The sequence below is a fragment of the Pseudoxanthomonas sp. USHLN014 genome, assembly GCF_037153335.1.
Lineage (GTDB): Bacteria > Pseudomonadota > Gammaproteobacteria > Xanthomonadales > Xanthomonadaceae > Pseudoxanthomonas_A > Pseudoxanthomonas_A winnipegensis.
Window position 1 is genome coordinate 102,725 of record NZ_JBBCKO010000009.1, and the last position, 21,585, is coordinate 124,309.

Below are 21,585 nucleotides of genomic sequence, written 5' to 3' on the forward strand. Positions count from 1 at the left end.
CTGCGCTGCGCGCAAGGGAGGGGGCGGCTTTGGTGAGGTCTTGATGTTGGCTGCGAGCCCCTGGTCCCTGGTCCCTGGTCCCTGGTCCCTGGTCCCTGGTCCCTGGTCCCTGGTCCCTGGTCCCGATTCCCGATTCCCGATTCCCGATTCCCGATTCCCGATTCCCGATTCCCGATTCCCGATTCCCGATTCCCGAATCCCGAATCCCGAATCCCGAATCCCGAATCCCGACGATCGTGGCGCTGACGGCACCTGCCCGCGCGCCATAAATTCACGGCCGGAGCTAGCGACGCAGCTGCCACAAGATGGCCATCCCTGACCCAGCCCAGTCCGGCCCGGACGGCCTGCTAAAATTGCCGGCCCTGCCGCGTCCCCCGCCCGCGGCGCATCGCGTCCCCGAACACGGAGTTTCCATGTCTGCTGACCTGCTCAAGGCCTTGGGCCTTGGCCCGACCAATCCCGGCACCTATCTCGGCAACGGCCAGTGGTCCAGCACCACCGATGCCGGGGTGCTGGAGTCGGTCAACCCGACCACCAATGCCGTCATCGCCACGGTGCATGCCAGCAGCCAGTCCGACTACGACACGGTCATCGAACGCGCGCAGGCGGCGTTCAAGACCTGGCGCACCACGCCGGCGCCGCGTCGCGGCGAGGCCGTGCGCCTGTGCGGCGAGGCGCTGCGCAAGCACAAGGATCTGCTCGGCTCGCTGGTGGCGCTGGAGATGGGCAAGTCCAAGCCCGAGGGCGACGGCGAAGTACAGGAAATGATCGACATCGCCGACTTCGCGGTGGGCCAGAGCCGCATGCTCTACGGCTACACCATGCATTCGGAGCGCCCGGGTCACCGCATGTACGAGCAGTACCACCCGATCGGCCTGGTCGGCATCATCAGCGCGTTCAACTTCCCGGTCGCGGTGTGGGCGTGGAATGCGTTCCTGGCTGCCATCTGCGGCGACATCTGCATCTGGAAGCCGTCCAATAAGACCCCGCTGACCGCGCTGGCCACGCAGAAGATCTGCAACGACGCGCTCAAGGACGCCGGCTTCCCCGACCTGTTCTTCCTGATCAACGATGCCGGCATCGAACTGTCCCAGCAGCTGGTGGACGACAAGCGCGTGCCGCTGATCAGCTTCACCGGCTCGACCGAGGTCGGCCGCATCGTCGGCGAACGCGTGGCGCGGCGCCTGGGCCGCAGCCTGCTGGAACTGGGCGGCAACAACGCCATCATCCTGGACGAGACCGCCGACCTGAAGCTGGCCGTGCCGGGCATCGTGTTCGGCGCGGTGGGCACCGCCGGCCAGCGCTGCACCACCACCCGCCGCCTGATCGTGCACGCCTCGATCTACGACACCGTGCTGGCCACGCTGGTCAAGGCCTACAAGCAGGTGGAAGGCAAGATCGGCGATCCGCTGGATGCGGCCAATCTGATGGGCCCGCTCAACAGCAAGGCCGCGGTCGATGCCTTCCTGAAGTCCGTCGAGCAGGCCAAGGCCGCCGGCGGCACGGTGGAAACCGGCGGCAAGGCGCTGGAGCGCGCGGGCAACTTCGTCCTGCCGACCATCATCTCCGGCCTCAAGAACACCGACGCCATCGTCCAGCACGAGACCTTCGCCCCGATCCTGTACGTGATGAAGTACGAGACGCTGGAGGAGGCCATCGACATGCAGAACGGCGTGCCGCAGGGCCTGTCCTCGTCGATCTTCACCAACAGCCTGAAGGCGGCCGAGAAGTTCCTCTCCGCGGCCGGCAGCGACTGCGGCATCGCCAACGTCAATATCGGCACCTCCGGTGCGGAGATCGGCGGCGCGTTCGGCGGCGAGAAGGACACTGGCGGCGGGCGCGAGTCCGGCTCGGATGCGTGGAAGGCCTACATGCGCCGCCAGACCAATACGATCAACTACTCCGATTCGCTACCGCTGGCGCAGGGCATCAAGTTCGATCTTTAAAGGGTCCGAACGGCACGGACCGGCCTTGGGGCCGATCCGTGCCTGACCTTGTCGTCGTCGCCGCACGCTCGGAGACGGCGTAACTCAGGCCGCGCTCACCTAGGCGAGCGCGTCCAAAACTTCCAGCTCCAGCGTCGCACCCCGCAAGCCTGGCGCGCTGGCCTGCAGCCGCAGGCGGCCCGGCGCACGCGCGCTCTGCACGATCGCCTGGCACAGCCCGTTGAAGGCGCGGCGCCGATCGGCCTTGTCGGCCTCGTGGCTGGCCGGGTCGCCGTTGCCGACGCCGATCAGCGCTCCCGCCCCGCTCACCTGGAAGCGGACCTCGTCGGCGGCAGTCGGCACCTGCCGGCCCTGCGCGTCCACGATGGCCACTTCGATCATGCCCACGTCCTGGCCGTCGGCCAGCAGACTGTCGCGCTCGCAGCGCAGTGCGATGGCGGCCGGCGCACCGGTGGTCTCGCGCCGCTGCACCAGCACCTGCTCACCGCCGCGATAGCCGCGCGCCTCGATCGCGCCCGGCGCGTAGCGCACGCGCCACTCCACATGGCCGTAGCGCGGCACGCGGCGCCGGCCCTGGCTGACGCCGTTGACCCACAGCTCGACCTCGTCCAGGTTGCTGTGGACCCATACATCCACCATGCCGTTGGCCAAGGCCGGCAGCGCGTCCCAGTTCCAGTGCGGGAACAGGTGCAGCACCGGCGCCTGCGTCCACTGCGCGCGGTAGTACCAGGCGTTGTCCTTGGGGAAGCCGCAGCTGTCGAGCACGCCGAACTGCGAGGCCACGTTGGGCCAGCGGTTGTACGGCGTGGGCTCGCCGCGATAGTCGAACCCGGTCCAGACGAAGCCGCCGGCGATCCACGGCCGCTCGGCCACGAACGCCCACCACGACTCGGACGTGGATGCCCACCACGGGTGGTCGACGTCGTAGGCGCGCGTATAGCCGCGGGCGTCGTCGACGAAATAGTTGCCGCGCACCGACACGGTGCTGGCGGTCTCGCTGCCGTACACCGGCCGCTGCGGCTCACGCGCGTGGAAGGCGTCCATCTGGTTGGTGCGGTAGTTGAAGCCGACCACGTCCACCACCTGCCCCACGCCCTCGCCGAAGCCCTTGTCCATGGCGAAGGTGGTCGGCCGGGTCGGATCGAGCCGGCGCACCAGCGCCTGCATCGTGCCGACGATGCGCGCGCCGCGCGCGGTGACCATCTGCGGCTCTTCGTTGCCCAGCGACCAGGCGATCACGCTGGGCCGGTTGCGGTCGCGCAGCAGCAAGCGCTGCAGTTCGCGCATCGCCTCAGGGTCGGAGGACATGCGCCGGGTCTCGGCGATCACCAGCATGCCCAGACGGTCGCACAGGTCCATCAGCGCCGGGCTGGCCGGGTTGTGCGCCATGCGCCAGGCGTTGCAGCCCAGGGCCTTGAGCTGCTGCAGGCGCCAGGCGTGCAAGGCGTCGGGGATGGCGGTGCCCACGCCGGCATGATCCTGGTGGTTGCAGGTGCCCTTGAGCTTGTACGGCGCGCCATTGAGCAGGAAGCCGCGCTGGGCGTCGAAGGCGATGCTGCGCACGCCGAACGCGACCTGGACTGCGTCGCATGCGACACCGTCCACACGCAGCTCGGCCAGCAGCCGGTACAGGACCGGGTTTTCGGGCGACCACAGCTGCGGTGCGTCGAAGGCCAGCGCGTGTTGCACCGTGGTCGCATCGCCGGGCGCCACCTGCGTTGCCGGCAGCTGCGCCTTGGCCACCATGCGCCCGTCGTCGTCCAGGACCTGCAGCACCAGCACGCAGGCCTCGGCCTGGTCGCCCGCGTTGTGCAGCGTCGCCTCTACAGCGCAGGCGGCCTGCCCAGCGCGGGGTGTGGCCCGCACCACGAGCCCGCCGGCAGGAATGTACAGCGGGTCGGTCCTGCGCAGCCAGACATGGCGATAGATCCCGGCGCCTTCGTAGAACCAGCCCTCGCCCAGGGTGGCGTCCACGCGCACCGCGATCACATTGCGCGCGCCGTAGTCGACCACATCGGTGATGTCCACCTCGAAGCCGATATAGCCGCTGGCGTTGGTGCCGACGATATGGCCGTTGCAGAACACGATGCAGTCGCGGAACACCCCGTCGAATTCCAGCACTAGGCGCCGGCCCGCATCGCTGGCGGGAATGTCCAGCTCACGCCGGTACCAGCCGATGCTGGTCTCGGGATGGTCGCGGCCCACGGGGCGATAGCCGTGCGCGGCGGCCGGATCGTCCACGCCGGCGGGCGGATGGGGATTGGGCACGAAGGGCAGTTCCACCGCCCAGTCGTGCGGCAGCGACAGCGCGCGCCAGCCCGCATCGTCGTAAGCGATCAGCGCCGCATCGGCGGTGTCCTTGCCGGCCTTGGCGTAGGTGCGCTGGTAGGTGCCGAAGTTGAAGTCGCGCGTCGGGTCGTCGGCATGGCCGAAGGCGAAGCGCCAGTCGGCATCCAGACGGTCGCGCTGGCGCGCGCCAGGCGTTGGACGCCCGGCCGGCGCCCGCGGCAATGCGAGTGCCGAGGATGCCTGCGCGACGGCCGCGTCACCGGCGGCGCTCGGCGTCGCCGCCGCGCGGCCCGCCGGCACGGTGACCGCCACGCCGCCGGCCATCAGCGCGCGCAGCAGTTCGCGACGGCTCAGCTCGCTCATCGCGGCAGACGGTAGTCGTGGCGCATGAAGTCGATGCCCGGCAGCAACGCATTGCCGTGCCGGAAATCGAAGAACGTGGCGTTCTCCCAGGACGAACCGGTGCCCCAGCGCGTCTTGCAGCGGCTGGTGGTCCACTCCGGCGCCCAATAGACCACGCCGCTGCCGTCGTTGTCGGCCACCAGCTGGGTCAGGTCGGTGAGGTAGCGCAGCTGCCCATCGGGCGTGGCCGGATAGCCCGGAATCAGCGAGTCCTCGCCGAGCAGGTTGTGCGATTCATCGCCCGCCTCCAGCGTCCACGGGTAGGCCGTCTCCACCACCACCACGTCCCTGTCCGGATAGGTCTTGCGCAGGCGCGCGATGGTCTGGCCCAGCTGCGCCATCGTCTGCGTGGACCACTTGCGGTAGTAGCTGATGCCGATCAGGTCGAAGCCGCGCACCCCGGCGCGGTCGGCCGCCGCGAACCACGGCTCCACGTTCTCCGGCTGGGCGATATGCAGCATCACCCGCGGCTGGATCCTGGAGTGGGCGCCGGCATCGTGGACCGCGCGGATGCCGGCGTTGAACAGGGCCGCGTTGCGCGTCCAGTCGATGCGGTCCTTCCGCTTGTCCCAGACCCTGGAGCTCATCAGCTCGGGATTGGTCTCGTTGCCGACCTGGACCAGCTCGGGCATCAGCCCTTCGCGGTCCAGCGCCATCAGCGTGTCGTAGGTGAAGTTGTAGAGCGTGCGCGCCAGGTCGTCGGTGTCGGCGATATCGGCCCAGGCCTTGGGGATGTACTGTTTGTCGCCGTCGGCCCAGTCGTCGGAGTAGTGCAGGTCCAGCAGCACCTGCATGCCTTGGGCGCGGGCCCGGCGTACGGTCTTCTTGACGTCGGACAGGTCGCTGTAGCGCGTCCAGCGCGCGTCGTTCCACAGCCGCACGCGCACCAGGTTGGCGCCATGGGCGCGGAAGATCGAGAACACGTCCTCGACCTTGCCGCCGTCGCGGTACTGCACGCCGCAGTCCTCCATCTCGTTGGCGAAGGACAGGTCCGCCCCCAGGTAGAACGGCCGTGCGCGCTCCTCGCCGCCGGCCGGCAGCGCGAACAGCACCGCCGCCAGCATCGCCGCACGCAGCCAGCCTCTGTTTCGATCGCTCACAGTCATCGCCCTCTCAGAACCGGAACGTGGCTTCGAGCGAGAAGCGCCGGCCGAACAACTGGTAGCCGCCATCGTCCATGTTGGCCAGGCGATACGGCAGGTTGTCGGTATAGGCGCGCATGGCCTCGTTGGTGAGGTTGCTGACCTGCAGCTTCATCGCCCAGCGCGGATTGAACTGCCAGCCCAGGCTGGCGTCCCAGGTGCCCATGCTGTCCAGGCGCACCAGATGGGAAGCGTTCCAGCCGTACGCCGTGCTGTAGGGGCTGTGGTAGCTATAGCCCGCGCGCGCCTCCAGCTTGCCGTTGCTGTACCACAGGTCGGCCGAACCGGTGCGCCGCGCCAGCCCGCTCAGCGGCAGCGGATTGTTGGCCGGCGAGAACTCGTGCAGGTTGGAATCCACCAGCGACAGGTTGGAATAGATGCCGAAGTTCTCCATGCCCGGGATGAACCAGAACGGGGTCTGGAAGGTCAGCTCGACGCCGTCGATGTAACCGCCGCCGCCGTTGAACGGGCCGCTGATCAGATAGTCGCGGCCGTCGATGGTCTCGTGCTCGGTCTTGTAGCCGATGCTCGAATCGACCCACTTGCGGTACACCGCCACGGCGGCCAGCGCCTCCTTGTGGAAGTACCACTCGTAGGACAGGTCGAGCTGGGTGGCGCGGAACGGATCCAGCCGCGGGTTGCCGCCGCTGCCGGTGAGCTGGCCGCTGACCGTGGCCGGATTGTCCAGATAGCGGCCGGTGCGCAGCTCGTCCAGCGGCGGCCGCGCGACCACCTTGGCCGCGGACAGGCGCAGGATCTTGTCGTCGGCGATCAGGAAGTTGACCGTCGCGCTGGGCAGCACGTCGGTGTAGTCCTTGCTGGCGCTGCTGGGCGCATAGGTATTGCCATCGACGGTGTCGTAGCCATCGCTGCGGGTATGCGTGCCGACCACGCGCACGCCGACGTTGCCGGTGACATCCACGCCCAGCCAGTTGGAGCTGAAGTTGGCCTTGGCGAAGGCTTCCTTGACCCGCTCCTGCACCTTCCAGTGGTCCAGCATCTGTTCGGCCAGCGCCGAGGGGGCGAAGCCGCCGAAGCCGCGCTCGGCGATGTCGTCCACGTTGCCGGCATAGACCGGCGGCACGTTCAGGCCGGGAATGTCCAGGGGATGGATCAGGTCGGCATAGGCCGAGATCGGCTGGTTGTAGTCCGAGTAGTTGGCCAGTTCGTGGCGGTTGCGCTTGACCCGGTCGGAGACGCGCGCGCCGAAGGACAGGCGGTTGAACGCGCCATCGAGCGGGCGGCTGGCATCCAGCGCCAGCGCGGCGATGCGGTCGTGCAGCGCCTGCGGCTCGTCGCTGCCGGCGATGCCCCAGGCCGGCGTGGCGCTGCTGGCCGAGATCCAGGGCGCGTGGCCCGGCGCGAAGTCGAAGGACACGCTGTCCGGGTTGAGCCCGAACTGCACCGAGCGCCAGCGGTTCTCGCGCTTGGCCTCCGAGGCCGACAGGTCGGCGCCGAGGGTCCACACCTCGCCGGTCCACTTGCCGTTGAGGCCGCCGGCGGTCAGCGTCTTGACCTCGCTGTACTTGGCCAGCACCTGGTCCATCTCCAGCGGCGTGCCCCACTGCGAGTTGATCAGCGTGCCGCCAACCACGCTGTGGTCGATCATGTGGATCGACGAGCCCGGCTGGCCGTAGGGGTTCCACCACGACCAGATGCTGTCGTCCCAGTTGCGGTACCAGGTCTGCGACTGGTCCTCGTCGATGCGCACCCTCGAATAGAGCGCGTCGGCCTTGAGTTCGAAGTTGCCGCTGCGCCACTGCAGCGCGGCCATCGCGCCGGTGCGCGTCTGGTCGATCAGCTTGAGCTGGTCGGCCGCGCCCCAGGGGGTGTAGTCGCGCGTGCCGTCGCCATCCACGTCCACCGCGCTGGCGTCGTCGGTATAGCCCCAGCTGCCGATCAGCGCGTTGGCGTTCTTCTGCTTCTGGTAGGTCGCGCCGATGGCGATGGCCAGGTCGTCGTTGATCTTGTGCACCCAGCTGGCGCCGAAGCGGCTGCCCCAGGGGCTGTAGCCGTCCACGTCCTTGCCCTGGTCGTAGAACACCGGGCCGGCGCTGGCCACGAACCGCGGGCCGGTATAGGTCAGCGGATCGATCGTGGCGATGTCCACCGTGGCGGCGATGCCGCCGGCGATCAGGTCGGCCGAGGGCGTCTTGTAGACCTTGACGGTGGAGACGATCTCGGTGGGAAAGATCTCCCAGCGCACCGCGCGGTCCGGCTCGGAGGAGGCGATCTCGCGGCCGTTGACCGTACCCATGGTCATCCGCGGGCCCAGGCCGCGCACGGTGGCCAGGCTGGCGTTGCCGCGGTCCAGCGAGGCGGTCACGCCGGGCAGGCGCGCCAGCGCCTCGGCCACGGTGACGTTGGGCATCTGGCCCATGTTGTCGGCCGAGATCACCTCGACCACGTGATCTTCCATCTGCTTGACCGACACCGCCTTGTCCAGCGCGGCGCGCTGGCCGGTGACGGTGACGGTGTCCAGACGGGTGACGGCCTCGCCGTCCTGGGCCGCGTCCGGCTTGGCGGCCGCGTCCTGGGCCAGCGCCTGCCCGGCCACACCACCCAGGATGCCCAGCACGGCGACGGTGAGCAGATGACGGACGAGACGTTCCGACGCGCCGCGTTGCGGGGCGCGCACTTGGTGCATTGGCATGATTTGCTCCCTCCCAAGGACAAATTGGCCGAACTTAAGTTGTGATGTGCACGGGTCGCCCGTGGCGGCCCCACCGTGCGGCAGTCACCCGAAGGCGGTGCCGCGGTGCCGATCGGCCGGACCCTCAGGTCCCGCCGGGGGCGCACCCGTGTCAGGGGAGCCTGGCCCGCCACGCTGGGCAGGTTCGGCAGGACCCCGCAGGGCCACGGTGTGTCTACGGGCGGCAGCATAGGAACGGCAGACATGCCGCACAAATGAAATATTCACAGGGAGCTATCCAGCCCTGGAATACGTGCGCGCCTTAGTCCGGCGTGTCGTAGAGCGTCCGGGCCGTCTCGCGCAGCGCCTCCAGCACGCAGGCCGCCGCGGGCGAGAGCTGATGGCCGCGGCGGCGCACGATGCCGAAATCCTCCATCTGCACGTCCATGTCGATCGGCAGCACGGCCAGCTGCCCGGCCTGGACGTGGGCGGCGACCGAGCGCGCCGGCAGCACGGTCAGGAAGTCGCTCTCGGCCAGCAGCGCGGTGATCACCGGCAGGGCCGAGGTCTCGATGACGTTGTCCGGCCAGGGCATGCCGTAGCGCATGAAGGCCGTGCCCAGCCGCGCGCGCAGCACGCTCTCGCGCGGCGGGACGATCCAGCCGCATCCGGCCAGGTCGGCATGCGACAGCGAGCGCCCGCCCAGCGGATGGCCGGCGCGGGCGATCACCGCGTGCGGCTCGTCGGCCAGGCGCTCGAACTCCAGCTCATCGCGCAGCTCGGCATCCATGATCCGCCCCACCACGATGTCCAGCTGGCCATCGAGCAGGCGCGAGACCAGCGGCCGGCTGTAGTCCATCTCCACCCGCACCAGGATGCCGGGGAAGGCGCGCTTGACCCGCGCCACCGCCAGCGGCACCAGGTTGGTGCCCGGGTTGACCACTGTGCCCAGCGCCGCCTGGCCCAGCCGGCCCTCGCGCAGCGCGGCGATCTCATCGCCGGCGTGGGCCAGCTCGGACAGCGCCGCCCGCGCGTGGCGCGCCAGCACCTCGCCGTAGCGGGTCGGTTCGACGCCGCGCGCGTGGCGCTCGAACAAGGGCACGCCCAGCAGGCTCTCCATCTCGGCCAGCAGCTTGGAGGCGGCCGGCTGGGTCATCCGCGTCGCCTCGGCGGCGCGCAGGACCGAGCGTTGCTCGTGCAGGTGCTGCAAGAGCAGCAGGTGGCGCGTCTTCAGCAGCATGGTCCAGCCCCCATTCTCAACCGGCGTCGACGACGCGGACGGTGGCGGACCGTAACGTATTCCGTGGCGAAATAGAACACTCGAAAAATTTCATTTGCCAGGTATAGCTTGGCTTCCAATAATCAGCGCCGCTCCGGCCCCGCATGGTCCGCCGGGGTGTCCAATCCGGTAGCGTCGCGTCCTGACGGACGCACCGGACCATTCCGTCACGGATCGTGATGAACCGAGGAGGGGTTCCATGACGCATTCGCAGACAGACGCCGGCCCATCGCCGGCGCCTTGCGCATGAGCGGCCGGCTGTCCGGCAAGGTCGCGCTGGTCACCGGCGCGGCCAGCGGCATCGGCGCGGCCACGGCCGCGCTGTTCGCCGAGCACGGCGCCACGGTGATCGGCCTGGATCGCAACGCGCCGGCCGCGGCCGACGCGCGCCTGGCGCTGGTGCAGGGCGACATCACCGACGGTGAGGGCGTGCAGGCGCTCGTCGCCGACATCCTGGCGCGCCACGGCCGCCTCGACGTGCTGGTCAACAACGCGGGCGCGGACGTGTTCTCCGATCCGCTCCAGCTCACCGACGCCGACTGGCAGCGCTGCCTGGATCTCAATCTCAAGGGCGCCTGGAACCTATGCAAGGCGGCGCTGCCGGCGATGGTCGCCGCCGGCGCCGGCAGCATCGTCAACATCGCCTCGGTGCACGGCCACAAGATCATCCCGCACGCCTTCCCCTACCCGGTCGCCAAGCACGGCCTGATCGGCATGACCAAGGCGCTGGGCATCGAATACGCCGCGCACGGCGTGCGGGTGAACTCGATCTCGCCCGGCCTGATCCTGGTGCCGCGCATCGAGGCCTGGTTCGCCCGCGAGCCGGGCGCGCGCGAACGCCAGACCGCGCTGCTGCCGCCCGGCCGCATCGGCACGCCGCAGGAAGTGGCCTACACCGCCCTGTTCCTGGCCAGCGACGAGGCCCGCTTCATCAACGCCACCGACATCCTGATCGATGGCGGCCGCTCCCAGCTCTATCACGAGTAAGTCCATGTCCCACGACACGCGCCTGTTCAAGCTGCCGCTGGTCGCGATCCTGCGCGGCATCACGCCGGAAGAGACCGCGGCGCATGTCGACGCCCTGGTGGGCGCCGGTTTCGATGCCATCGAGATCCCGCTCAATTCGCCACGTTGGCGCGACAGCATCGCCCTGGCCCATCGCGAATACGGCGCGCACGCGCGGATCGGCGCCGGCACCGTGCTGCGCAACGAGCAGGTCGATGCGCTGGCCGAGATCGGCACGCGCTTCATCGTCACGCCCAACGCCCGGCCCTCGCTGATCCGCCATGCGGTCGAACGCGGCATGACGGTGGTGGCCGGCTTCGCCACGGCCAGCGAGGCCTTCGATGCGATCGATGCCGGCGCGCAGATCCTCAAGCTGTTCCCCGCCGCCACCTACGGCGCCGGCCATGTGCGCGCGCTGCGCTCGGTGCTGCCGGCGACGGTGCCGGTGTACGTGGTCGGCGGCGTCACCCCCGACACGCTGGCCGGCTTCCTCGCCCAGGGCGCGGCCGGGGCCGGCATCGGCGGCGAGTTGTACCGGCCGGGCCAGACGCCCGAGACCACCGCCGCGCACGCGCGTGCCTTCGTGCAGGCCTATCAGGACGCCCAGGGATGAAGATCACCCGCTTGACCACCTATCACGCCGCGCCGCGCTGGCTGTTCCTCAAGGTCGAGACCGACGAGGGCATCACCGGCTGGGGCGAACCGGTCATCGAAGGCAAGGCGCGCAGCGTCGAGGCGGCGGTACACGAGCTGTCGCAGTACGTGATCGGCCAGGACCCGGCGCGCATCAACGACCTCTGGCAGACCCTGTACCGCGGCGGCTTCTATCGCGGCGGCGCGATCCTGATGAGCGCCATCGCCGGCATCGACCAGGCACTGTGGGACATCAAGGGCAAGGCGCTGGGCGTGCCGGTGTACCAGCTGCTCGGCGGTCTGGTGCGCGACCGGATGAAGACTTATCGCTGGGTCGGCGGCGACCGCCCGGCCGACATCGTGGCGCAGATGCAGGCCCACCAGGCGCTGGGTTACGACACCTTCAAGCTCAACGGCACCGAGGAGATGCGGCTGATCGACAGCCCGCGCGCGGTCGATGCGGCGGTGGCCAAGATCGCCGGCATCCGCGCGGCACTGGGCGATACGGTGGACTTCGGCATCGACTTCCACGGCCGCGTCGGCGTGCCGATGGCCAAGACGCTGCTGCGCGAACTGGAGCCCTACCGGCCGCTGTTCGTGGAAGAGCCGGTGCTGGCCGAACACTACGAGCACTACGCGCGCCTGGCCGATACCACCAGCATCCCGCTGGCCGCCGGCGAGCGCATGTACTCGCGCTTCGAGTTCAAGCACGTGCTGGCCCAGGGCGGCCTGGCGATGCTGCAGCCGGACCTGTCGCATGCAGGCGGCATCACCGAATGCCTGAAGATCGCGGCGATGGCCGAGGCCCACGACGTGGCGCTGGCGCCGCACTGCCCGCTCGGCCCGGTCGCGCTGGCCGCGTGCCTGCAGGTGGACCTGGTCTCGCACAACGCGGTGCTGCAGGAACAGAGCATCGGCATCCACTACAACCAGGGCGCCGACCTGCTGGACTATCTGATCAACAAGGAAGATTTCGCCTGCGTGGACGGCTACATCGCCGCCCTGCCCAAGCCGGGTCTGGGCGTGGAGATCGACGAGGAGCGGCTGATCCACGCCAACCGCACGCCGCCGGACTGGGCCAACCCGCTCTGGCGCCATGCCGATGGCAGCGTGGCCGAATGGTGAGCCGGTGAGCGCCGCGCCCAGCGTCGCCCTGGCGGTGGACAGCCGCTGCGCGCACGGCGAAGGCGTGCTGTGGTGCGAGCGCCGGCAGGCCGTGTTCTGGGTGGACATCAGCGGGCAGCGCCTGTGGCGCCACGACCCGCTCGACGCCCTCACCCGCGCCTGGTCGTTGCCCGATCGTCCGGCCTGCCTGGGGCTGATGGAAGACGGCCGGCTGCTGGTGGTGCTGGCCAAGTCGATCGCGCTGGCCGACCCGGACGCGCTCGCCGGCGCGCTGCCGCTGCAGACGGTGTGCGCGGTCGAGGCCGATCAGCCGCATACCCGCAGCAACGACGGCCGCGCCGACCGCCACGGCCATTTCGTGTTCGGCACCATGGATGAGCATGCCGACAAGGCCGAGCGCGGCGCCTTCTACCAGTTCTCCTTCGCCCACGGCCTGCGCCGGCTGCCGCTGGGCGGGGTGTCGATTCCCAACTCGATCTGCTTCAGCCGCGACGGCCGCACGCTGTACTACTGCGACTCGCTGCAGCCGCGCATCCTGTGCTGCGACTACGATCCGGACCGCGCCTGGACGGCCAATCCGCGCGTGTTCGCGCAGGTCGATGTGCAGGGCGCCGAGCCGGATGGCTCGGTGATCGATGCCGAGGGCCATCTGTGGAATGCGCAGTGGCGCGCCGGGCGCGTGGCGCGCTATGCGCCCGATGGCCGGATCGAGCGGATCGTGCCGATGCCGGTCAAGCATCCCACCTGCCCGGCCTTCGGCGGACCTGCGCTGGGGCGCCTGTTCGCGATCAGCTCGCGTCTGGACCACACCACCGAGGAGCTGGAGCGCACGCCGCACGCCGGCGGGCTGTTCGCCTGCGAACCCGGCGTCGTCGGCCTGCCCGAAGGCCGGGTGCGCGCATGATCGCCATCGACTGGGGCAGCAGCAGCCTGCGCGCCTGGCGGCTCGACGCGAACGGCGCGATCGTGGACACACGGCGCGCGGATCTGGGCGCGCTCGGCCATGGCGCGGCGACGCCGGCACTGCTGGCCGATGCGCTGCAGGGCTGGGACGACACCGAGCTGCTGCTGTGCGGCATGGTCGGCGCACGCGGCGGCTGGTCCGAGGCGCCCTACCTGCCCTGTCCGGCCACGCCGGCGGCGCTGGCGCAGGCGCTGCAGGAAGTCCCGACGCAGGGCACCGCGCTGCAGGGTCGCCGCGCGCGGATCGTGCCCGGCGTGCGCGGCGGCAGCCAGGCCCTGCCCGACGTCATGCGCGGCGAGGAGACGCAGATCGTCGGCCTGCTCAGCCAATGCCCCGATGCGGCGCAGGCCTGTCTGCCCGGCACCCACAGCAAGTGGGTGTCGCTGCAAGCCGGCGCGATCGCCAGCGTGCACACGGCCATGACCGGCGAGTCCTACGCGCTGTACCGGCAGCACAGCATGCTCGCGCGCAGCATGCCGCCGACGTCCGAGCCGGAGGTCTTCGACGCGGAGGCCTTCGCCGCCGGCGTGCGGCGCAGCGGCGAGCCGGGCGGGCTGCTGCATCACCTGTTCGGCGTGCGCACGCTCGGCCTGTTCGACCGGCTCGGGCCGGCGCAGGCGCCCGCCTACCTGTCCGGGCTGCTGATCGGCCATGAGGTCCGCGCGCAGCTGCCGCTGCAGGCGCCGGTGCACCTGATCGGTGGGCCAACGCTCGGTGCGCGCTACCGACAGGCCTTCGACTTACTGGGAATCGACAGCCACCTGCACGGCGAGGATCTTGCCGCCTGCGGGTTGTTCCACCTGACTCGATGAACGTCCGCCGCCCCTGTGCCGCAGCGTCCGCTTCCCACCATCGGTGGCGCGGCCAAGCGGTCCTGCCTGGAACCCGCACACCATGAGCCTGTCCCCTCTCGACACCTGCATCGTCGTCCTCTATGCGATCTTCATTTTCGCCCTGGCCCAGTGGGTCTCGCGCGAGAAGCGCGGCGGGCAGCGCAGTGCGCAGGACTATTTCCTGGCCAGCCGTGCGCTGCCGTGGTGGGCCATCGGCACCTCGCTGATCGCGGCCAACATCTCGGCCGAGCAGATCATCGGCATGTCCGGCTCGGGCTATGTGATCGGCCTGGGCATCGCCTCCTACGAGTGGATGGCGGCGCTGACGCTGATCATCGTCGGCAAGTTCTTCCTGCCGATCTTCCTGAAGAACGGCATCTACACGATGCCCGAGTTCCTGGAGAAGCGGTACAGCCCGACGGTGCGCACGGTCATGGCGCTGTTCTGGCTGGGCGTGTACGTGTTCGTCAACCTGACCTCGATCCTGTGGCTGGGCGCCACGGCGGTGCATACCGTGGCCGGGGTGGACGTGGACGTGGCGTTGGTCGCGCTAGGCCTGTTCGCCGGTGCGTATGCGCTCTACGGCGGGCTGAAGGCGGTGGCGCTGACGGACTTCGTGCAGGTCTCGCTGCTGGTGCTGGGCGGGCTGCTCATCACCTGGATCGCGCTGGACAAGGTGGCCGATGGGGCGGGCGTGGTCGCCGGTTTCCAGGTGCTGCTGCAGCGTGCGCCGGAGAAGTTCCACATGATCCTGGACCGCTCCAATCCGCACTACAAGGATCTGCCGGGGCTGTCGGTGCTGCTGGGCGGCATGTGGGTGATGAACGTGTCCTACTGGGGCTTCAACCAGTACATCATCCAGCGCGCGCTGGCCGCCAAGAGCCTGGGCGAGGCGCAGAAGGGCATCGTGCTGGCGGCGTTCCTGAAACTGATGATGCCGCTGATCATCGTGGTGCCGGGCATCGCGGCGGTGCTGCTGGCGCCGGGCCTGGAGCGCCCGGACGCGGCCTATCCGCATCTGATGAGTCTGCTGCCCAACGGCATCCTGGGCGTGGTGTTCGCGGCGCTGATGGCGGCGGTGATCGCGTCGCTGGGCTCCAAGATCAACTCGATCGCGACCATCTTCACCATGGACGTCTATCGGCCGCTGCGGCGCGGGGCGTCGGAGAAGCAGCTGGTGCGGGTGGGCCGCATCGCCGCGGCGCTGGCACTGGTGCTGGCCATCTTCTCGGCGCGTCCGCTGCTGGGCAGCTTCGATCAGGCGTTCCAGTACATCCAGGAATTCACGGGCTTCTTCACGCCGGGCATCTGCGTGATCTTCCTGCTGGGCATGTTCTGGAAGCGCACCACGGCCACCGCGGCGCTGGTGGCCGCGGTGGCCTCGGCGGTGCTGTCGCTGGCGCTGAAGCTGTGGCTGCCTTCGGTGGCCTTCATGGACCGGGTCGGCCTCGTGTTCCTGGCCTGCATCGCGCTGGCGGTGGTGATCTCGCTGCTGCAGCGCGGTGGCCAGAGCCGCTACAACGTGGAACTGGACGACATCGACTACACCACCAGCAAGGGCTTCAATCTGGCCGCGCTGCTGGTGGTGGTGATTCTGATCGGTCTGTACGCCGTGTTCTGGTGAGCCTGGAGCCGAGTGGCCAGCGCGTAGACGACGTGCTGATATCCGTTCGTTTTCGCTGTTGGCATATCTCGGCTAGAGATTGCGGCGTCTGAGCGTTTTTTGGCTTCGGAGGGGCAGCGGTCCGGCGGGCGGCGTCTCAGAACCTGAATCCTCCCGGGTCGAGTCTGGTGAGCGAGGCGAGTCCTCCCAGCCCCGCGCGCTGGCGAAAGGCCTAAAATCTGCGGACCGATCGCAGTCCGGACGTTTCCCGGGCGGGTTACCGGGAGATGGGCATGTCGCTGGATTCAACCCAACGTTTCACCTCACGCGTGGCCGACTATGTGCGCTATCGGCCCGATTACCCGCCGGCGCTGATCGACTGGCTGCACGGGCCGATGGGCGTGGCGCGCGACGCGCCGGTGGCCGACATCGGCGCCGGCACGGGCATTTCCTCCAGGCTGTTCCTCGACGGTGGCCATCCGGTCACGGCGGTGGAGCCCAATGCCGCCATGCGCGCGGCGGCGGTGGAGTGGCTGGGCGGCGATGCGCGCTTTGCCGCGGTGGACGGCACGGCCGAGGCGACCACGCTGGCCGATGCCAGCGTCGGGCTGGTGACCGCGGCGCAGGCGTTCCACTGGTTCGACCAGCAGGCGGTCCGGCGCGAGTGGGCGCGCATCCTGCGGCCCGGCGGGCTGGCGGTGGTGTTCTGGAATTCGCGCCGGCTGACGGGTACGCCCTTCCTGGAAGGCTATGAGCAGCTGCTGCTGGACTACGGTCTGGACTACACCAGCGTGGCCGAGCGCTACAGCGACGATGCGGCGATGACGGCCTGGTTCGGCGGCGGGCTCAAGGGCACGGTGCGCTTCGACCATGGGCAGCGGCTGGACTTCGACGCGCTGCGCGGGCGCCTGCTGTCCTCGTCCTATGCGCCGCAGGCCGGTCATCCGCGCCATGCGCCGATGATGGCCGCGCTGCGCGCGCTGTTCGACGCCACCGCGGTGGACGGGACGGTGTCGTTCGACTACGACACGCGGGCCTTTGCCGGTACCCTTGCGCTCACTTCCTGAAGGAACCGCCGCATGAACGCCATCGCACGTCCCACCAGCAGCCTAGCCGTGGTCTCGCTGGTGTTCGGCATCCTCGGCTGGAGCCTGCTGCCCACCATCGGCGCGCTCGTGGCGGTCATCACCGGGCACATGGCCCGCGCCGAGATCCGCCGCAGCCAGGGCGCGCTGGAGGGCGACGGCATGGCCGTGGCCGGGCTGGTGCTGGGCTGGCTGCACCTGGTGCTGCTGGTGCTGGGCATCGCGGCGCTGTTCCTGTTCTTCGGCGGCATCGCGGCGCTGGCCGCGTACGCCAACTAAAGGACCGCATGATTCCGATGTATTCCCTGGCGCGCCCGTTCCTGTTCGCCCTGGACGCCGAGCAGGCGCACGGCGCCGGCCTGCGGGCGCTGGAGCTGGCCTATCGCAGCGGCACGCTCGGCCTGGCCACGCGCCAGCCCGGGCCGATGCCCACGCGCGTGCTGGGGCTGGACTTCCCCAATCCGGTCGGGCTGGCCGCGGGCCTGGACAAGAACGGCGCGCATATCGATGCGCTGCTGGCGCTGGGCTTCGGCTTCGTCGAGGTTGGCACGGTCACCCCGCGCCCGCAGGCCGGCAATCCGCAGCCGCGCATGTTCCGGCTGCCGCAGCACCGGGCGGTGATCAACCGGCTGGGCTTCAACAACGAGGGCGTCGATGCGCTGGTGCGCAACGTGCAGCGCGCGCGCCGCAAGGGCGGCCTGCTGGGCATCAACATCGGCAAGAACAAGGACACGCCCAACGAGGATGCGGCGCAGGACTACCTGTTCTGCCTGGAGCGCGTCTACCCGCTGGCCGACTACATCACCATCAACATCTCCTCGCCCAACACCGCGGGGCTACGCGAGCTGCAGGAGGAGCAGTCCCTGCGCCAGCTCATCGGCACGCTGCGCGAGGCGCAGGAGCGGCTGGGCGCCCAGCACGGCAAGCGCGTGCCGATGCTGGTCAAGGTCGCGCCCGACCTGTCCGACGACGACATCGATGCGGTGTGCCGCGTGCTGGCCGACCTGTCGGTGGACGGTGTGATCGCCACCAACACCACCGTCGATCGCAGCGCGGTGCTCGCCCATCCGCATGCCGGCCAGGCCGGCGGGCTGTCCGGCGCGCCGCTGATGGGCCAGTCCACGCTGGTGCTGCGGCGCATGCGCACGCGACTGCCGCAGGAGATCCCGCTGATCGGCGTGGGCGGCGTCACCTCCGGCGCCGATGCGGTAGCCAAGATGTCGGCCGGCGCCTCGCTGGTGCAGCTGTATTCGGGCCTGGTCTATCGCGGGCCCTCGCTGGTCTACGAATGCGTGGAAGCCATCCGCCGTCGCCGCGAGCAGCCCAGCCGCGGCCCGGTCGCCCCGGCATGAGCGCATCGCGCTGGCTGCTGACCGAGCACGCCCCGCTCCGCTCCCGCAACACCTTCGGCGTCGCCGCGCAGGCGCGCTATCTGCTGCAGGTGGCCGACCTGGCCGCGCTACCCGAGGCGCTGGCCCTGCCGGCGATCCAGGGCCAGCCGCTGCTGCCGATCGGCGCCGGCAGCAACCTGCTGCTGGCGGGCGATCTGGACGGCGTGGCGCTGGGCTTCGACGCGCGGCGCATCGACCTGCTCGACGACGACGAGGCCGGCGTGCGGGTGCGCGCCGAGGCCGGCGTGGTCTGGCACGAGCTGGTGCTGTGGACGCTTTCGCAGGGTGCATTCGGCCTGGAGAACCTGGCCCTGATCCCCGGCACCGTCGGCGCCTGCGCAATCCAGAACATCGGCGCCTACGGCGTGGAGGTGGGCGAGCACATCGACAGCGTCGAGGCCTGGGATACCCGCGCCGCCGACTGGTGCCGGCTGTCGCGGGCCGAGTGCGCCTTCGGCTATCGCGACAGCGTGTTCAAGCGCCAGCCCGGGCGCTGGATCATCACCGCGGTGACCTTCGCCCTGTCGCGCGTGCCGGACCTGCGCCTGGACTACGCTGGGCTGCGCGCCGAGCTGGACGCCATGGGCGTGGCCGAACCCGGCCCGGCCGAGGTGGCGCAGGCGGTGATCCGCGTGCGCAGCCGCAAGCTGCCCGACCCGGCGGTGCTGGGCAACGCGGGCAGCTTCTTCAAGAACCCGATCGTGCCGGCGGCGCTGGCCGAGCGGCTGGCGGCCGACTTCCCCGGCCTGCCGGTGTTCCCCGGCGATGCCGAGGACACGCGCAAGCTCTCGGCGGCCTGGCTGATCGAACGGGCTGGCTGGAAGGGCCAGCGCGACGGCGATGCCGGCGTCTCGCCGGACCACGCGCTGGTGCTGGTCAATCACGGCGGCGCCAGCGGCGCGCAGCTGCTGGCGCTGGCCCGGCGCATCGCCGCCTCGGTGCAGGCGCGCTTCGGCGTGGCCATCGAACCCGAGCCGCGCATCGTCGGCGCCGCGTGGTGATCGCCCCGGCGCCGGTCGCGCCGCTGCGCGCGGCGCTGCTGATGCTGGCCAGCACGCTGTCCTTCGGCCTGATGGCCATCAGCATCCGCCTGGCCTCCCAGTCGCTGGGCACCACCGAGATCGCCTTCTTCCGCAACGCCATCGGCCTGGCCGTGCTGCTGCCGATGGTGCTGCGCCCGGGCCGGCCAGCGCCGCGCACCGCGCATCTGCCGCACTATCTGGTGCGCACCCTGATCGGGCTGTGCTCGATGCTGTGCGGCTTCTGGGCGATCGCCCACCTGCCGCTGTCGCAGGCGATCTCGCTGTCCTATTCCACGCCGCTGTTCGCGACCATCGCGGCGGTGTTCTGGCTGGGCGAGCGCGTCCACGTGCGGCGATGGCTGGCGGTGGCGGCAGGCTTCATCGGCGTGCTGGTGATCCTGCGCCCGGGCTCTTCGCAGTTCTCGCCCGGGCTGCTGGTGGCGGTGGCCGCGGCGGTGACCAGCGCGGTGGTGGCGATCCAGATCAAGCAGCTCTCGCGCATCGATCCGCCCGACACGGTGGTGTTCTACACCTACGTGTTCTGGGTGCCGATGTCGCTGCTGCTGGCGCTGGCGCACTGGCGCTGGCCGCAGGGCATCACCTGGCTGTGGCTGGTGGGCTGCGGTGTGTTCGGCACCGGCGGCCAGCTGCTTTGGACGCGCGCGCTGAAGCTGGGCGAGGTCTCGGCGCTGCAGCCGATCAGCTTCATGCAACTGCCGCTGGTGATCGTGCTGGGCGGCTGGCTGTTCGGCGAACGCCTGGATGTGTGGACGGCGGTCGGCGCCGGCATCATCCTGGCCTCCACGGCCTACATCGCCCAGCGCGAGGCGACCCTGGCCCGGCGCGCGGCGACCACCGCCCCGGTGGAAGGCGCCAAGCCGGGCGAATGAGCCTCGCCGCCAGCGTTTAGATACAGGATCTCCCGCGAGGCGCCCGAGGTGATGACCGGATCGGCCAGATGGACCACCACGCGGACGCTTGCCGTCGCGGCCGGCGCGCGGGACGATCGCGGCGGCCAGCACGCCGGTTCTGGTTCGGCCGCGATCCTGCGATGATCGCGCCGCCTGCGGCACGCCCGTTCGACGTTCCTCATGCGCCCGAGGACCAAGATGAAACCGCACCGCCTGCTGTGCACCTTGATCCTGGTCCTGCTGCTGGTGCCCCTGGCGGCACGCGCGCTCCAGATTCCCGCGTACACGCCCAATGTCGTCGACCCGGCCGGCCTGCTCAGCGAGGACGACACGCAGCGTATCAACCACGCCCTGGCGGAGATCCGCAACGGCCAGCAGATCTGGGGCGCGGTGTATCTGGCGCCGTCGCTGGAGGGCGAAAGCATCGAGCAGGTGGCGGCCACCGCCTTTGAACAATGGCGGCTTGGAAAGCGCGGCGCGGACAACGGCCTGTTGCTGGTGCTGGCGATCCAGGAGCGGCGCTCACGCTTCGAGGTCGGCTATGGTCTGGAAGGCACCCTGCCGGACCTGGTCGCCAAGCGCGCGCTGGACGATGCCCTGGCTCCGAAGATGCGACAGGGCGATATCGCGGGCGCGATCATCGACGCCTTCGATTTCATGGCCCGCGTGGCGGCGAAGGATCCGGCCACCTTGGAGCTGCTGGCGCAGGCGCAGGCGGAGAAGCGAGGCAAGTGGAACCGTGGTCTGGCGGCCTGGGCCGGATTCGCGGCCCTGGTGTGGCTGTTCCAGCCGCTCGTCCGCTGGCTGGCCAGCCGGCGGCGCGCCCGGCTGATGGCGCGACACCCCGAGCTGATCGGGGAGGATGAAGAAGTCGCCCGCGCCCAAGCCCGCCCCAGACGCTACCTCGGTCTGTTCATCAAGGGATTCATGACCCTCAACCCGGGGTGTTTCGTCCTCATTCTGTCGGCGACGTTCGCGCCCGCCTTCGCGATCATCATCGCGCTGGAACTGCTGTTCCTCATGCTCACCCTCTACCACGCGGGCCGGCGCTACCGCAGCGAAGCCCGTTTCCGTGAGTTTCTCCGCCGCGTGGCCAGCGAACGGGAAAGCCTGATCCGCAAGGGCCACGTCGCGCGGACGGAATCTGGCGCGTACGCCTATACCACCGCCTACTACGCCAGCCAGAGTGCGTCTTCTTCGAGCGGCGGTTCCTCCTCCGGCGGTGGCAGCTCCGGCGGCGGCGGCGCCAGTTCCAGCTGGTGAGGCCCAGCCCCGCATGACGGCGACTTGTCGCACCGCCCCCCGCCGCGCAAAGTGACCTTC

16 protein-coding genes and 1 pseudogene are annotated in these 21,585 nt (G+C 69.9%); 13 read left to right on the top strand and 4 right to left on the bottom strand.

What is annotated here, in order from left to right:
• Positions 1-413: 413 nt before the first annotated feature.
• Complete coding sequence (locus tag WFQ05_RS15920) at positions 414-1,946, top strand: aldehyde dehydrogenase family protein (RefSeq protein WP_130561818.1); 1,533 nt, start codon at positions 414-416, stop codon at positions 1,944-1,946.
• 99 nt (positions 1,947-2,045) lie between these two features.
• On the opposite strand, the gene galA is transcribed toward WFQ05_RS15920, so the two are convergent.
• From galA to WFQ05_RS15940, 4 genes and pseudogenes are all read right to left on the bottom strand, one after another.
• Positions 2,046-4,598 (bottom strand): beta-galactosidase GalA, encoded by a 2,553-nt coding sequence (galA, locus tag WFQ05_RS15925; RefSeq protein WP_337054516.1) that lies wholly within the window; start codon positions 4,596-4,598, stop codon positions 2,046-2,048.
• Between the two features lie 17 nt (positions 4,599-4,615).
• A pseudogene (locus WFQ05_RS15930) lies at positions 4,616-5,701 on the bottom strand (arabinogalactan endo-1,4-beta-galactosidase); the annotation flags it as partial.
• Between the two features lie 49 nt (positions 5,702-5,750).
• Complete coding sequence (locus tag WFQ05_RS15935) at positions 5,751-8,432, bottom strand: TonB-dependent receptor (RefSeq protein WP_337054517.1); 2,682 nt, start codon at positions 8,430-8,432, stop codon at positions 5,751-5,753.
• Positions 8,433-8,733: 301 nt separating this feature from the next.
• Positions 8,734-9,651: a LysR substrate-binding domain-containing protein gene (locus WFQ05_RS15940; RefSeq protein ID WP_337054518.1), complete on the bottom strand. Its 918-nt coding sequence runs from the start codon at positions 9,649-9,651 to the stop codon at positions 8,734-8,736.
• Between the two features lie 285 nt (positions 9,652-9,936).
• On the opposite strand from WFQ05_RS15940, the gene WFQ05_RS15945 reads away from it, so the two are divergent.
• From WFQ05_RS15945 to WFQ05_RS16000, 12 genes are all read left to right on the top strand, one after another.
• On the top strand, positions 9,937-10,677 hold the full coding sequence (locus tag WFQ05_RS15945) for an SDR family oxidoreductase (protein ID WP_130529310.1): 741 nt from the start codon (positions 9,937-9,939) through the stop codon (positions 10,675-10,677).
• Between the two features lie 4 nt (positions 10,678-10,681).
• A complete protein-coding gene (locus tag WFQ05_RS15950) occupies positions 10,682-11,308 on the top strand; it encodes a 2-dehydro-3-deoxy-6-phosphogalactonate aldolase (RefSeq protein ID WP_337054519.1) in 627 nt (208 codons plus the stop codon).
• Positions 11,305-12,453 carry a galactonate dehydratase gene (gene dgoD / locus WFQ05_RS15955; RefSeq protein WP_337054520.1) on the top strand — a complete coding sequence of 383 codons (1,149 nt, stop codon included), beginning with the start codon at positions 11,305-11,307 and terminating at the stop codon, positions 12,451-12,453. The genes WFQ05_RS15950 and dgoD overlap by 4 nt, the downstream gene beginning before the upstream one ends.
• Positions 12,431-13,357 (top strand): SMP-30/gluconolactonase/LRE family protein, encoded by a 927-nt coding sequence (locus WFQ05_RS15960; protein ID WP_337054521.1) that lies wholly within the window; start codon positions 12,431-12,433, stop codon positions 13,355-13,357. The genes dgoD and WFQ05_RS15960 overlap by 23 nt, the downstream gene beginning before the upstream one ends.
• Entirely contained in the window at positions 13,354-14,229 is an 876-nt protein-coding gene (locus WFQ05_RS15965) for a 2-dehydro-3-deoxygalactonokinase (protein ID WP_337054522.1), read from the top strand. The genes WFQ05_RS15960 and WFQ05_RS15965 overlap by 4 nt, the downstream gene beginning before the upstream one ends.
• An 82-nt stretch (positions 14,230-14,311) precedes the next feature.
• Complete coding sequence (locus tag WFQ05_RS15970; protein WP_337054523.1) at positions 14,312-15,874, top strand: sodium/sugar symporter; 1,563 nt, start codon at positions 14,312-14,314, stop codon at positions 15,872-15,874.
• Between the two features lie 272 nt (positions 15,875-16,146).
• Positions 16,147-16,920: a class I SAM-dependent methyltransferase gene (locus WFQ05_RS15975; protein ID WP_130520168.1), complete on the top strand. Its 774-nt coding sequence runs from the start codon at positions 16,147-16,149 to the stop codon at positions 16,918-16,920.
• A 12-nt stretch (positions 16,921-16,932) separates the two neighbouring features.
• The gene (locus WFQ05_RS15980) at positions 16,933-17,217 is read left to right on the top strand and encodes a DUF4190 domain-containing protein (RefSeq protein ID WP_130523561.1); all 285 of its coding nucleotides are present in this window, start codon (positions 16,933-16,935) and stop codon (positions 17,215-17,217) included.
• A 17-nt stretch (positions 17,218-17,234) separates the two neighbouring features.
• Positions 17,235-18,290 (top strand): quinone-dependent dihydroorotate dehydrogenase, encoded by a 1,056-nt coding sequence (locus WFQ05_RS15985; RefSeq protein ID WP_130529850.1) that lies wholly within the window; start codon positions 17,235-17,237, stop codon positions 18,288-18,290.
• A complete protein-coding gene (gene murB / locus WFQ05_RS15990) occupies positions 18,287-19,330 on the top strand; it encodes a UDP-N-acetylmuramate dehydrogenase (protein ID WP_337054524.1) in 1,044 nt (347 codons plus the stop codon). Before WFQ05_RS15985 ends, murB begins: the two co-directional genes overlap by 4 nt.
• Positions 19,330-20,241, top strand: coding sequence for a DMT family transporter (locus tag WFQ05_RS15995; protein WP_268960428.1), 912 nt, complete (start codon positions 19,330-19,332; stop codon positions 20,239-20,241). The genes murB and WFQ05_RS15995 overlap by 1 nt, the downstream gene beginning before the upstream one ends.
• A 219-nt stretch (positions 20,242-20,460) precedes the next feature.
• Complete coding sequence (locus WFQ05_RS16000) at positions 20,461-21,525, top strand: TPM domain-containing protein (protein ID WP_337054525.1); 1,065 nt, start codon at positions 20,461-20,463, stop codon at positions 21,523-21,525.
• Positions 21,526-21,585: the final 60 nt, after the last annotated feature.

Bases quoted from the DNA above. Each gene is read 5' to 3' on its own strand.
- WFQ05_RS15920 (WP_130561818.1), top strand. From the start codon at position 414: ATGTCTGCTGACCTGCTCAAGGCCTTGGGCCTTGGCCCGACCAATCCC.
- WFQ05_RS15940 (WP_337054518.1), bottom strand. From the start codon at position 9,651: ATGCTGCTGAAGACGCGCCACCTGCTGCTCTTGCAGCACCTGCACGAG.
- WFQ05_RS16000 (WP_337054525.1), top strand. From the start codon at position 20,461: ATGAAACCGCACCGCCTGCTGTGCACCTTGATCCTGGTCCTGCTGCTG.
- WFQ05_RS15950 (WP_337054519.1), top strand. From the start codon at position 10,682: ATGTCCCACGACACGCGCCTGTTCAAGCTGCCGCTGGTCGCGATCCTG.
- galA (WP_337054516.1), bottom strand. From the start codon at position 4,598: ATGAGCGAGCTGAGCCGTCGCGAACTGCTGCGCGCGCTGATGGCCGGC.
- WFQ05_RS15935 (WP_337054517.1), bottom strand. From the start codon at position 8,432: ATGCCAATGCACCAAGTGCGCGCCCCGCAACGCGGCGCGTCGGAACGT.
- WFQ05_RS15965 (WP_337054522.1), top strand. From the start codon at position 13,354: ATGATCGCCATCGACTGGGGCAGCAGCAGCCTGCGCGCCTGGCGGCTC.
- murB (WP_337054524.1), top strand. From the start codon at position 18,287: ATGAGCGCATCGCGCTGGCTGCTGACCGAGCACGCCCCGCTCCGCTCC.
- WFQ05_RS15980 (WP_130523561.1), top strand. From the start codon at position 16,933: ATGAACGCCATCGCACGTCCCACCAGCAGCCTAGCCGTGGTCTCGCTG.
- WFQ05_RS15970 (WP_337054523.1), top strand. From the start codon at position 14,312: ATGAGCCTGTCCCCTCTCGACACCTGCATCGTCGTCCTCTATGCGATC.
- WFQ05_RS15985 (WP_130529850.1), top strand. From the start codon at position 17,235: ATGTATTCCCTGGCGCGCCCGTTCCTGTTCGCCCTGGACGCCGAGCAG.
- WFQ05_RS15975 (WP_130520168.1), top strand. From the start codon at position 16,147: ATGTCGCTGGATTCAACCCAACGTTTCACCTCACGCGTGGCCGACTAT.
- WFQ05_RS15945 (WP_130529310.1), top strand. From the start codon at position 9,937: ATGAGCGGCCGGCTGTCCGGCAAGGTCGCGCTGGTCACCGGCGCGGCC.
- WFQ05_RS15960 (WP_337054521.1), top strand. From the start codon at position 12,431: ATGGCAGCGTGGCCGAATGGTGAGCCGGTGAGCGCCGCGCCCAGCGTC.
- dgoD (WP_337054520.1), top strand. From the start codon at position 11,305: ATGAAGATCACCCGCTTGACCACCTATCACGCCGCGCCGCGCTGGCTG.